We start from the raw sequence: 11820 nt of genomic DNA, 5'->3' as shown, positions 1-11820 counted from the left end.
GGGTCAGACTCGCTGTGCCAGGGACACGCTGAAAATCCCCCACTCATCCACGCGCTGGGTGATCTTGCGGAAACCGGCGGCTGCCACCAGTTGATCCATTTCCGCCTGGCTGCGCCGGCGCATTACCCAGGCCTGGCCCTGGCGGTGGCTGGTGAGGGCGCGGGCGATCAGTTCCAGTTGCGGGTGCCACGGTTGGCCGGTGTACACCAGATAACCACCGGGCTCCACGGCTTCGGCCAAGCCGGCGAGCGAGCCACCGACCATCGCGTTATCCGCGAACAGTTCATATAGCCCGGACACCACCGCCAGCGTCGGCTTGGGTTCCAGCGCCGCAAGGTTCGCCCGGTCAAACGCATCGCCTTTGACGAACTGGGCGATATCCCCCAGCCCTTTTTCACGAATCAGCGCGCCACCGTCGCGCACGTTGATATCGCTGTAGTCCCGCAGCAGGATCGATTCCGGCAACGGCGAAACGCCCTGCAAGGCTTCCAGAATGTACCGACCATGCCCGGCGGCGATGTCGACGATGCGCACTTCCCGCTGCTCGTCCCGCAGCTTGGCCATCGCCAGGCGCAGCAGCTCTTCCACATTCAACTTGCGCTGACGAATACCGCGCCAGCCGATGGAGTTCAGGTAGTTGGTGTCGATCATCCGCCCCAGCCCGCCTTTGCCGGTGGGTTTGTTGCGGTATACGTAGTCCAGGGTGCTGCCGGAGTCGAAGCCGGTGTCGAAACCGAGCTTCACGCCATCCGACAGTTTGCTGCCCAGGCCCATGCTGGCGCGGGTCATGCGCCAGTACAGGTCGCGCAGGGAGTTGCGTGGCAACGGCGCGGCCAGGGATTCGGATTCGGCGCAGGTCAGGCCGATCTTGTCGGCGTCCAGCAAGTTGGCGCGGTCCAGCGGGTGTTCGAAATTCTGCAGGATAAAGCGCCGGGCGCTGCTCAAGGCCACGGCGCGGTCACGTTCACCGAGGGTGTCGTGGAAGAAGCCGGGGAGGATGTGCAGCTCTTTCTTCAAGCTGCCGAGGCGGTCGAAAAACTGCTGCTGGGGTTTGCGGTGCACCACAAAGTCCGAGCCGGAGATCAGCAGTTGGGTCGGTACCTGAATTGCCTGGGCATCGGCTACAACCCTGTCGGCCGCTTCGTACAGGCCCAACAGTACATTCACCGAGATGGCTTTGGTGATCAGCGGATCACTGTCGTAGGACGCCACGCGCTCCGGGTCATGGCTCAGGAACTTGGCCTTGACGTAGCTGTTGACGAAAAAGTTGCCGCGAAACTTGCGCATCAACGCCAGGCCCGGCCGGGCGAAGGGCACGTAGAGTTTGACCTTGAATGCGGGGGAGGCGAGTACCAGCGAGCGAATCTTCGGCGCGTAGTCGTGCACCCAGGTGGCCGCGATCACCGCGCCGACGCTTTGGGCGATCACTGCGAGGTGTTCTTCCTCGATGTTGTAGGCGCTGCCGATATGGTCAACGAAAGTCTGCACGTCCCGCGCACTGGTGGCGAAGCTCGGGCTGTCGCCGCGCGCGCCGGGGGATTGGCCGTGGCCACGGGCGTCCCAGGCGAAGAAGTCGAACTCCGGCAGGTTCAGCTCGTCCACCAGGTGGGCGATACGACCGGAATGCTCGTGGCCGCGATGGAACAGCAAGATCGCCTTGCGCGGCGCAAAGCCCGCGGGTGCGGTGGCGGGCCAATGACGGTAGAAAAGCTCCACCCCGTCATGGGTGCTGAAGGTGTGCTCTTGCTGTTCACGCATCGCAAAATCCTTATGCAGAAGGGGAGGTGTTCGTTTCTTCTTTCAAGCCTTGGCGCACGCGGTTGACCAGGGTGTAGGCCAGCAAGGCGGCGACCAGCCACATCACCGCATCGACCCAACCGGCACCCAGCCAACCCAGCGCCACGCCGGTGGCCAGCACCCCGAGCACAAACGCCCGATCGCTCTTGCCCATCGGGCCGTCGTAGCGCCGCGAGGCCCCGACCATCGGCCCGAGCACGCCGGCGTATTCGCTGAACACCGCCAGCAGCGTCACCAGCAACACCGGCGCCAGGCTGACCTCGGGGATCAGCGCAAACGGCAGGATCAGTGCGCTGTCGGCGATCACGTCGCACAGTTCATTGAGGTAGGCGCCGAGTCGCGACTGCTGGCCGAATTCCCGGGCGAGCATGCCGTCGATGGCATTGAGGGCCATGCGCAGGATCATCCACAGCGGGATCAGCGCAAACAGCCACACATGTTGTGCGAAGCCGGCAATCAGCAATCCCACCAGCAGGGAAACCACCCCGGCCAGCACGGTGATCTGGTTGGCGGTGGTGCCGTTGTCGTAGAGGCGCTGCACCAGCGGGCGCAGCAGGTTCTGAAAACGCGGTTTAAGCTGATAGATCGAAATCATGGGGAGTGACGCTTCCTTGTCCGTAAGCCCGCGAAAAACTCTGGGGAGTGTGCCGATTTATCACCGCTGAAACCAGTGATGGCTCGTGTTTCTGGGGCTTTCGTCACTATCTGTGTGAAACCAAACAAAAATTTCACGCCCCGCGTTATAGGGTAACCAATTGTTTCTGGGTGGGCGTTTGGGGATGCGAGTGGATCTAGATGCTGATGACGTGGCCATTGAAGGGCTGCCGCGTTTTCAGCAGGGGTTGTTTCATGCCCGCCGGTTAAGGCAGGCCGGCATTGGCCTGACGGTGCTGGCGGTCGGCGGCTGGATGCTGGCGCTGTTTGTGGCGCTGTTCGCCCCGCTGTCGATCTGGCCGGTGGTGCTGATCAACTGCGCCTCGGCGTTGCTGGTGCTGGTGGCTGGCTTGCAATCGGCGTGGTGGGTCGCGGATTGGCGGGCCATGGCGCTGGAGGAGCCGGCTGCACGGCTGATCGAACCGCCGCTGCCACAAGAAGAGCCTGACTGGCTTAACCGGCAGTTCGGTCGCGTCGGTAACGGCTTGCTGGTGCAGATTGGCGCACCGGTGTTCTGGCTGTGCGGCTGGTCGTTGCTGGCATTCTTCAGCGTTCTGGAATTCTGGAGCTTGACCTTGCCCGCCGCGGCGCTGGGCCAGGCTGCCAGTGTGGGCGCCGCCATTGCCTTGGCACTGGCATTCGGCTTGCTGGTGTTTGAACGGCGCATGGCCCAGGAAAGCACCGCCCAATGGCCGGAAGCGGTGCAACTGGCGCAACTGAGCCGGGTGGCGATTATCTGCCTGGTGATCAGTGCGATTTGTCTGCTGTTTGCCGGTGAAGAGTCCGTGTGGCCTCTGCGCCTGGCCGTGTTGATCGGCCTGTTGCCGGCCCTGGTGGCGCTGGAGTTTCTACTAAGAGGCCTGCTGTCGCTGTTCAGCCCGCGCCAGGAGCGGCTTGAGCCGCGCCTGATGGCGCAAAGTTTTATCGCCGGGATGCTGCGCTGGCCGCCGCAACCGTTGCTCGCCTTGCAGCACGAACTGCACAACCGTTTCGGCATCGACCTGCGGCAGATCTGGGCCTTCACCTACATGCGCCGGGCATTCCTGCCGGTGTTGGTGGTGGTGCTGGCCGTAGGCTGGTTGCTGACCGGCGTGCATGAAGTCGCCCTGCAAAGTCGTGGGATCTATGAACGCTTTGGCAAGCCGGTGGAGGTCTTCGGGCCTGGCCTGCATGCCGGTTTGCCATGGCCGCTCGGCCGCGTGCTGAACGTGGAGAACGGCGTGGTCCATGAGCTGGCCACCAGCGTTGGCGAAGCGGCAAACACCGACGTCGCTCCGGCCGAGGGCCCGGCGCCGCTGATCGCCAATCGCCTGTGGGACGCCAGCCATGTAAATGACAAATCCCAGGTGATCGCCAGCAGCAGCGGCGACAAGCAGAGCTTCCAGATCGTCAATATGGACGTGCGCTTCGTGTACCGCATCGGCTTGACCGACCAGGCCGCACTCGCCGCCACCTATAACAGCGCCGATGTGCCCACGCTGATCCGCAGCACCGCCAGCCGCATCCTCGTCCACGAGTTTGCCTCGCGAACCCTTGATGAGTTGCTGGGTGAGGAACGCAACAGCCTCGCCGATGAAATTGGCCAGGCGGTGCAAGCGGACCTGAAGAAACTCGACAGCGGCGTGGAAATTCTCGCCACCGTGGTGGAAGCCATTCACCCGCCCTCCGGTGCGGCGAATGCCTACCACGCGGTGCAAGCTGCGCAGATCGGCGCCCAGGCGCTGATTTCCCGGGAGCGCGGCGCTGCCAGTGAGCAGACCAACCAGGCGTTGCTGCAAGCCAGTACCGCCCGCGACCAGGCCCAGGCCACGGCCCATGAAGTCAGCGCCGGCGCCCAAGCGGCGGACCTGCGCTTCAGCGCTGAACAAAAGGCCTATCAACAAGCCGGCCAGGCGTTCGTGCTGGAGCAGTACCTGAGCCAACTGAGCCAGGGCCTGGCCCACGCCAAGTTACTCATTCTTGATCATCGCTTGGGCGCCAGTGGCGCACCGACCATCGATCTGCGTTCCTTTACCTTACCGGCCGACCCTGCGGTGCCGCGTAAAGCCGTTCAATAAGGAGTTCATCTGTTGAGCGCTTATTCTCACGATCACGCAGGCCATGGTCACCACCACGGCCACCATCATCACCATCATGGCGATGAGCACGAAGCCGGCCCGTTCCCCTGGCGGCGTATGGGCTGGGCGGTATTGCTGGTGCTGTTCGCGGTCGCCGCGGCGAGCCTGGTGCAGGTGCGTTCCGGTGAAGCCACGGTGATTACCCGCTTCGGCAACCCGTCGCGGGTATTGCTGGAGCCGGGCCTGGGCTGGCGCTGGCCGGCGCCGTTCGAGGCGGCGATTCCGGTGGACCTGCGCCTGCGCACCACCTCCAGCGGTTTGCAGGATGTGGGCACCCGCGATGGCCTGCGGATCATCGTGCAGGCCTACGTGGCCTGGCAGGTGCAGGGCGACCCCGACAATGTGCAGCGCTTTATGCGCGCGGTGCAGAACCAGCCGGATGAAGCGGCGCGGCAGATTCGTACCTTTGTCGGCTCGGCGCTGGAAACCACCGCCGCCAGTTTCGACCTGGCCAACCTGGTGAACACCGATGCCAGCCAGGTGCGCATTGCCGATTTTGAAGCGCAGTTGCGCCAGCAGATTGATCAACAATTGCTCACCACCTATGGCGTGCGTGTGGTGCAGGTGGGCGTTGAACGGCTGACCTTGCCCTCGGTGACCCTCGCCGCCACCGTCGACCGCATGCGCGCCGAGCGCGAGACCATCGCCACGGAACGAACCGCCGTGGGCAAGCGTGAAGCGGCGCAGATTCGTTCGGCCGCCGAGCGTGATGCGCGGATCGTCCAGGCCGACGCCACGGTGAAAGCCGCCGACATCGAAGCGCAATCCCGGGTCGAAGCCGCGCAGATTTATGGCCATGCCTACGCCGGCAATCCGCAGTTGTACAACCTGCTGCGTTCCCTCGACACCCTTGGCACAGTGGTCACGCCGGGAACCAAGATCATCCTGCGCACCGACGCCGCGCCTTTCCGCGCGCTGGTGGATGGGCCGAAGGATGTCCAGCCATGAGTGAGCGGGAAAGCCTCGACAGCCCGTGGATCCAGGCTGGACGGCTGACGTTCCTGGCGCTGTATGCGGTGACGGTATTGGCCGCGCTGGCGTGGGCGTTTTCCAACGTGCGCCAGATCGACCCGCAGAACCGTGCCGTGGTGTTGCACTTCGGCGCGCTGGACCGGATCCAGAATGCCGGGCTGCTGCTGGCCTGGCCGCGTCCGTTTGAACAAGTGGTGCTGTTGCCCGCCGCGGACCGGGTGATTGAGCGCCGGGTGGAAAACCTGCTGCGTTCCGATGCGGCCACCCAAGCCGATCGCGTGGCCAGTTTTGCCACGCCGCTGAGCGATGCCCTGGCCGGCTCCGGTTACCTGCTGACCGGCGATGCCGGGGTGGTGCAGCTGGATGTGCGGGTCTTCTATAAGGTCACCGAGCCCTACGCGTTTGTGTTGCAGGGCGATCACGTGCTGCCGGCGCTGGATCGACTGGTCACTCGCAGCGCTGTGGTGCTGACTGCGGCGCGGGATCTGGACACGATTCTGGTGGCGCGCCCCGAGTTGATCGGCGCCGACAACCAAGCCGCCGAACGCCGCGAACGGCTGCGTGGCGACCTGGTGCGCGGCATCAATCAACGCCTGGCTGACCTGGCGTCCACCGGCCTTGGCCTGGGCATCGAAGTCACCCGGGTCGACGTGCAATCGAGCTTGCCGGGCCCGGCGGTCAATGCCTTCAACGCAGTGCTGACCGCCAGCCAGCAAGCCGACAAGGCGGTGGCCAATGCGCGCACCGACGCCGAAAAACTTACCCAGACCGCTAACCAGGACGCCGACCGCGCCGTGCAAGTGGCTCACGCCCAGGCCAGCGAACGGCTGTCCAACGCCCAGGTGCAAACCGCTACCGTCGCCAGCCTGGCCCAGGTCCAAGACCCCGGCCTGTTGCTGCGCCTGTACCGCGAACGCCTGCCGAAGATTCTCGGGCAGGCCGGCTCCGTGACCACGGTTGACCCTAAAGACGATTCCCGCCTGATCATTCAGGGAGCCGAACAATGACCGCCCACGCAGCCCCGATGCTCTCGTCGGCCGAACAACGCAGCGCCGCCCGGCAACTGACCCTGGCGATGCTCGCCCTGGGCCTGCTCAGCCTGGGCCTGGTATGGCGCTGGCTGGCGCCGGACCAGACCGGCGTGAGCCAACTGCTGTTGGGCGTCGCCTCATTGCTGGTGGCCGTGCCCGTGATGCGCTCGGCCTGGTACAGCCTGCGGTATCCAAGTTTGCATGGCATCACCGACCAACTCATTGCGCTGGCGATGCTCGGCGCCTGGGCTACCGGTGACCTGCTGACCGCCGCGCTGCTGCCGATCATCATGATCTTCGGCCATGTGCTGGAAGAGCGCAGCGTCATCGGCTCCCAGGAAGCGATTCATGCCCTGGGCAAGCTGACCCGTAGCCACGCACGGTTGGTGCAGGCGGACGGGACGATCCTGGAAGTGGACAACGGCATCCTGAAGACCGGCGATATCGTCGAAGTGCGTGCCGGTGACCGCGTGCCCGCCGACGGCGTGGTGCTGTCGGGCCAGGCCAGCCTCGACACCGCGCCGATTACCGGTGAATCGGTGCCGCTGGAAGCGAGTGTCGGCGTGCAGGTGTTTGGTGGCGCGATCAACCTCGACGGTTTGCTGCGCCTGGAAGTGACCCGCACCGGCAATGAGTCGACGCTGGGCAAAGTCATCGCCCTGATGCAGAGCGCCGAACGTTCGAAGCCGCCGATCACCCGATTGCTGGAGCGCTACGCCGGCAGCTACATGGTGCTGGTGCTGTTGCTGGCGGCGGTCACCTGGTTTGTCACCAATGACGCCCAGGCGATGCTCGCGGTGCTGGTGGCGGCGTGCCCGTGTGCTTTGGTGTTGTCGGCGCCGGCCACGGCGATTGCGGGCATTGCGGTGGCGGCGCGTCACGGCATTCTGATTCGCAGCTCGGCGTTTCTCGAAGAGCTGGCGGACCTGACGTCCCTGGTGGTCGACAAGACCGGCACCCTGACGTTTGGCACCCTGCGTTTGCAGTCCATCGACACCCGTGAGCCGGATCGGCAAGCACTGCTCAATCTGGCGGCCAGCCTCGGCTCGGCCAGCAGCCACCCGGTCAGCCGGGCATTGGCGGGGCTGGCGACTCAGGAACAAATGCTGGTGCTGTCGGATATTCGCGAGCGCCAGGGCCTCGGTGTGGTCGCCCAGACCGGGCAGGGCGAAGCCGCCCTCGGCCGGCCGGAATTGTTTGAGCAACTGGGCATCACGACCACGGCGGTCCCCAATCACGACGGCCCGATTGCCGGGCTTGCGTTGAACGGGCAGTTCCTTGCCTGGCTGTTGCTGGCGGACAGCGTGAAACCTGAAGCGCGCCAGGCGATGAAAGAGCTGCGTGAATTGGGCCTGGGGCGCCAACTGCTACTGACCGGTGACCGCCAGAGCGTGGCCGACAGCCTGGCGTTGGAAGTGGGCATCAGCGACGTCGAAGCCCAGGCTTTGCCGGAGGACAAACTCAATCGCGTGCTGGGGGAAATCGGCAGCGGTTTCCGGCCGATGGTGGTGGGCGACGGGATCAACGATTCGTTGGCGCTCAAGGCGGGTGTGGTCGGTGTGGCGATGGGCGCGGGCGGGGCGGATATCGCGTTGGCATCGGCGGACGTGGTGCTGATCGGCAGCGACCTGCGGCGCCTGGGCACCTGTGTGCGCTTGAGTCGCCAGTGCCGGCACACGTTGCAGGTTAACGTGATCATCGGTCTGGGCTGGACGCTGGCGATCGTGGTGTTCGCCGCATTTGGCTGGCTGGGCGCGGCGGGAGCGATGATTGCGGCGGTGCTGCACAACCTCAGTACGCTGCTGGTGCTGGGCAATGCGGGGCGTCTGTTGCGGTTCCAGGAGCCGCTATTGAAACTCGAAGAATAAATTTTTCAGTCGCGCTGTAACGCCATGGGGGGACCTCACTCTAGTGCTATGTCGAGACTGAACAATCCGTTCAGACCGGCTCCACTACCGATCATGAGGAATACACAATGAACATCAAATCCGCTGCTGCTGGTGCCGCCCTCGCTATCGCCGCTGCTGGCATGTTTGCCGGTGTTGCCACTCAGGTACAGGCAGCAGACGCCCAGGTCCATTGCTATGGCGTCAACGCCTGCAAAGGCCAGAACGACTGCAAAACCAAAGACCACGCCTGCAAAGGCATGGGTTCTTGCAAAGGCCAGGGCTTCCTGTCGATGAGCAAGGCGATGTGCGATCAGAAAGGCGGCAAAGTCGGCGAATAACCGACAACCGAGTGCAACCGCAGCGGGCCCCCCCTCCGCTGCGGACACTTTCCCCAGGAGTGTTTTTATGTCCGCTTCCCTTCCGAGTCTGGGTTACGGCCTGGGTTTACGCAGCGAGTACTACCAGCAGATCCTTGAACAATCGCCGGCCGTGGATTGGTTCGAAGTGATCTCCGAGAATTATCTGGTGCAGGGCGGCAAGGCCTTGTACTACCTGGATGCGATAGCCGAGCGTTATCCCCTGGTGATGCATGGCGTGTCCCTTTCAATCGGCGGGCCCCATGCCCTCGATACCGATTACCTGAAACAACTCAAGCAGCTCTCCGAGCGCATCCGGCCGGCGTGGATTTCCGATCACCTGTGCTGGAGCCGTGGCAACGCGCACCAGTTGCATGACTTGCTGCCGCTGCCCTACACCGAAGAAAGCCTGTACCACGTCGCCGCTCGCGTGCGGCAGGTGCAGGATGTGTTGCAGCGCCCGTTCGTGCTGGAAAACGTCTCCAGCTACGTGCGCTCCAAGGCGGATGAGTTTACCGAGTGGGAATTTCTCAACGCCCTGAGCCACCTCACCGGCTGCCAGTTGCTGCTGGACGTGAATAACGTCTACGTCAGCTCGCGCAATCACGGGTTCGACGCCTGGGAATTTATCCGCAACCTGCCGCCCGAAAGCATCCGCCAACTGCACCTGGCCGGGCATATGGATTACGGCGACTACGTGATCGACACCCATGACCATCCGGTATGCGATCCGGTGTGGGCGCTGTATCAGCGGACCCTGGAGCACCTTGGGCCAGTCTCGACCTTGCTCGAACGCGATGACCATTTCCCGCCGTTCCAGGAGCTGCTCGACGAGTTGAACAAGGCCCGCGAGCTGGGCGCGAGCGCGCTGGACAGGAGAGCGTTATGCGCCTGATCGATTGGCAATTGGCCTTTGAGCGGCATTTGCTGGCCGAATCTTCCACTGCCAGCAACAGCTTCAGCGCCACCTTGATCGGCGGCCCGACCCTGGATGTCGAGACGGGCCTGGCGATTTACCACAACGCTTATCACGCCCGATTGCAGGAAGTGCTGCGCGACGACTTCGGCGCCGTCTGGTATTGGCTGGGGGACGAGGAGTTTGCAGCGTTGGGTTCGGCCTATACCCGCCGTTATCCCTCGGCCCATTACAGCCTGCGCTGGTTTGGCGAGCGGTTCCCCGGGTTTATCGTTGAGCATTATGGCGAGCAAGGTTTGGCGCCTGCCGAGCTGGCGCGGCTCGAGTGGGCATTCACCCTGGCCTTTGATGCACCGCAGGGCGAGCCGTTGACCCTGCAAGACATGGCAACGCTGCCGCCCGAAGACTGGCCCGGGCTGCTGGTGCAGTTCGTGCCCTCGGTGCAGCAGGTGCTGTGTGATTTCAACAGTCTGGGCATCTGGCGTGCGAGCAAGGGCGAGTGGGACTTTCCCGGCAGCGAAGCCCTGCCGTTGGCGCAGGTGTGCCTGGTCTGGCGCCATCAGAATGTCTGCCAATACCGCAGCGTTGAACCGGCGCAAGCCTGCGCGCTGACAGGCATGGTCGCCAACGGTTGGAGTTTTTCCGAACTGTGTGCCGAGTTGGCAGTCACTTACCAGGAGGGCGCGCCATTGCAAGCGGTTACCTGGCTGAAACAGTGGGTCCAGGAGGGTTTGCTCCAGCGGCGGGCACCATAGAAAGGCGCTATTGTTTCGATAGCCTGCTAATTTTTCCGTGGATGGTCTACCCTCATTTCAGACGTCTGAAACAAGGGGGGACTACTCATGCTCGCGCAACTTCCACCGGCCTTACAGAATCTCAAGCTACCGCTGCGTCTTCGACTCTGGGACGGCCATGAATTCAACCTGGGCCCGGATCCCAGCGTCACCATTGTGGTCAAGGACCCCATGATGGTTTCCAAGCTCAGCCATCCGACGCTCGACTCACTGGGCGAAGCTTTCGTCGAGGGCAAACTGGAGCTGGAAGGCTCCATTTCCGAAGTGATCAGGGTCGTTGACGAGTTGAGTCATGCCCTGGTTGATGACGACGAGGGGAGTCGTCCGGTGCGCTCGATCCACGACAAGGCCACCGACGCAGCTGCTATTTCCTACCATTACGACCTGTCCAACGAGTTCTACCAGCTGTGGCTGGACCGCGACATGGCCTATTCCTGCGGGTATTTCGAAACCGGCAGCGAATCCCTTGATCAAGCCCAACAAGACAAATTCCGCCACCTGTGCCGCAAATTGCGGCTGCAGCCGGGGGAGTATTTGCTCGACGTGGGCTGCGGTTGGGGTGGGCTGGCGCGGTATGCCGCGCGGGAATTCGGGGTCAAGGTGTTTGGTATCACCCTGAGCAAGGAACAGCTGGCGCTGGCCCGGGAGCGGGTGAAGGCCGAAGGCCTGGAAGACCAGGTAGAGCTGACGCTGCTCGACTACCGCGACTTGCCCCAGGATGGCCGGTTCGACAAGGTGGTGAGCGTGGGGATGTTTGAACACGTTGGCCACGCCAACCTGGCTGAGTACTGCAAGATTCTCTACGGCGCGGTGCGTGAGGGCGGCCTGGTGATGAACCACGGGATTACCGCCAAGCACATTGATGGCCGGCCCGTAGGCCGTGGCGCCGGGGATTTTATCGAGCGTTATGTGTTCCCCAACGGCGAGTTGCCGCATCTGTCGATGATGACCGCCGAGATCAGCGACGTGGGCCTGGAAGTCGTCGACGTCGAAAGCCTGCGCCTGCATTACGCGCGCACGCTGGATCACTGGAGCGAGCGCCTCGAAGACAACCTGGAAGCGGCAGGCAAGATGGTGCCGGAACAAGCCTTGCGCATTTGGCGCCTGTACCTGGCCGGCTGTGCGTATGCGTTTGCCCGGGGCTGGATCAACCTGCATCAGATTCTGGCGGTGAAACCCCATGCCGATGGTAGCCATGAGCTGCCGTGGACGCGGGATGACCTGTACCAGTAAGCAATGTTACCGGTGATCTGAATGTGGGAGCGGGCTTGTGTGGGAGCGGGCTTGCTCGCGA

Annotated in this window: 10 protein-coding genes; 8 read left to right on the top strand and 2 right to left on the bottom strand. The window is 63.5% G+C overall.

Features of this window, described 5'->3' with window-relative positions; genetic code table 11:
* Positions 1 to 3: 3 nt before the first annotated feature.
* A complete protein-coding gene (locus HX815_RS09115) occupies positions 4 to 1758 on the bottom strand; it encodes a bifunctional alpha/beta hydrolase/class I SAM-dependent methyltransferase (protein ID WP_177028086.1) in 1755 nt (584 codons plus the stop codon).
* 10 nt (positions 1759 to 1768) lie between these two features.
* Positions 1769 to 2392: a CDP-alcohol phosphatidyltransferase family protein gene (locus HX815_RS09110; protein WP_102370198.1), complete on the bottom strand. Its 624-nt coding sequence runs from the start codon at positions 2390 to 2392 to the stop codon at positions 1769 to 1771.
* 184 nt (positions 2393 to 2576) lie between these two features.
* On the opposite strand from HX815_RS09110, the gene hflK reads away from it, so the two are divergent.
* From hflK to cfaB, 8 genes are all read left to right on the top strand, one after another.
* Positions 2577 to 4508, top strand: coding sequence for a protease modulator HflK (gene hflK, locus HX815_RS09105; protein ID WP_177028085.1), 1932 nt, complete (start codon positions 2577 to 2579; stop codon positions 4506 to 4508).
* 12 nt (positions 4509 to 4520) lie between these two features.
* Entirely contained in the window at positions 4521 to 5516 is a 996-nt protein-coding gene (gene hflC / locus HX815_RS09100; protein ID WP_371135987.1) for a protease modulator HflC, read from the top strand.
* A complete protein-coding gene (locus HX815_RS09095; protein ID WP_177028084.1) occupies positions 5513 to 6547 on the top strand; it encodes an SPFH domain-containing protein in 1035 nt (344 codons plus the stop codon). The genes hflC and HX815_RS09095 overlap by 4 nt, the downstream gene beginning before the upstream one ends.
* Complete coding sequence (locus HX815_RS09090) at positions 6544 to 8439, top strand: cation-translocating P-type ATPase (protein ID WP_102604026.1); 1896 nt, start codon at positions 6544 to 6546, stop codon at positions 8437 to 8439. The genes HX815_RS09095 and HX815_RS09090 overlap by 4 nt, the downstream gene beginning before the upstream one ends.
* 107 nt (positions 8440 to 8546) lie before the next feature.
* Positions 8547 to 8798 (top strand): hypothetical protein, encoded by a 252-nt coding sequence (locus tag HX815_RS09085; RefSeq protein WP_003213503.1) that lies wholly within the window; start codon positions 8547 to 8549, stop codon positions 8796 to 8798.
* A gap of 67 nt (positions 8799 to 8865) precedes the next feature.
* A complete protein-coding gene (locus tag HX815_RS09080) occupies positions 8866 to 9711 on the top strand; it encodes a DUF692 domain-containing protein (protein WP_087694584.1) in 846 nt (281 codons plus the stop codon).
* On the top strand, positions 9702 to 10487 hold the full coding sequence (locus HX815_RS09075; RefSeq protein WP_003213499.1) for a DNA-binding domain-containing protein: 786 nt from the start codon (positions 9702 to 9704) through the stop codon (positions 10485 to 10487). Before HX815_RS09080 ends, HX815_RS09075 begins: the two co-directional genes overlap by 10 nt.
* An 87-nt stretch (positions 10488 to 10574) precedes the next feature.
* Entirely contained in the window at positions 10575 to 11759 is a 1185-nt protein-coding gene (gene cfaB, locus HX815_RS09070) for a C17 cyclopropane fatty acid synthase CfaB (protein ID WP_177022405.1), read from the top strand.
* Positions 11760 to 11820: the final 61 nt, after the last annotated feature.

It is taken from the genome of Pseudomonas sp. E6002, assembly GCF_013385565.1.
Taxonomy (GTDB): Bacteria; Pseudomonadota; Gammaproteobacteria; order Pseudomonadales; family Pseudomonadaceae; genus Aquipseudomonas.
The sequence above is the reverse complement of the archived record's forward strand: the minus strand, read 5'-3'. Positions and strand labels throughout refer to the sequence as shown.

What these genes read in the sequence shown, in the direction of transcription:
- HX815_RS09095 (WP_177028084.1), top strand. Translation starts at nt 5,513, where the DNA reads ATGAGTGAGCGGGAAAGCCTCGACAGCCCGTGGATCCAGGCTGGACGG.
- HX815_RS09075 (WP_003213499.1), top strand. Translation starts at nt 9,702, where the DNA reads ATGCGCCTGATCGATTGGCAATTGGCCTTTGAGCGGCATTTGCTGGCC.
- HX815_RS09115 (WP_177028086.1), bottom strand. Translation starts at nt 1,758, where the DNA reads ATGCGTGAACAGCAAGAGCACACCTTCAGCACCCATGACGGGGTGGAG.
- HX815_RS09090 (WP_102604026.1), top strand. Translation starts at nt 6,544, where the DNA reads ATGACCGCCCACGCAGCCCCGATGCTCTCGTCGGCCGAACAACGCAGC.
- cfaB (WP_177022405.1), top strand. Translation starts at nt 10,575, where the DNA reads ATGCTCGCGCAACTTCCACCGGCCTTACAGAATCTCAAGCTACCGCTG.
- HX815_RS09085 (WP_003213503.1), top strand. Translation starts at nt 8,547, where the DNA reads ATGAACATCAAATCCGCTGCTGCTGGTGCCGCCCTCGCTATCGCCGCT.
- HX815_RS09110 (WP_102370198.1), bottom strand. Translation starts at nt 2,392, where the DNA reads ATGATTTCGATCTATCAGCTTAAACCGCGTTTTCAGAACCTGCTGCGC.
- hflK (WP_177028085.1), top strand. Translation starts at nt 2,577, where the DNA reads ATGCGAGTGGATCTAGATGCTGATGACGTGGCCATTGAAGGGCTGCCG.
- HX815_RS09080 (WP_087694584.1), top strand. Translation starts at nt 8,866, where the DNA reads ATGTCCGCTTCCCTTCCGAGTCTGGGTTACGGCCTGGGTTTACGCAGC.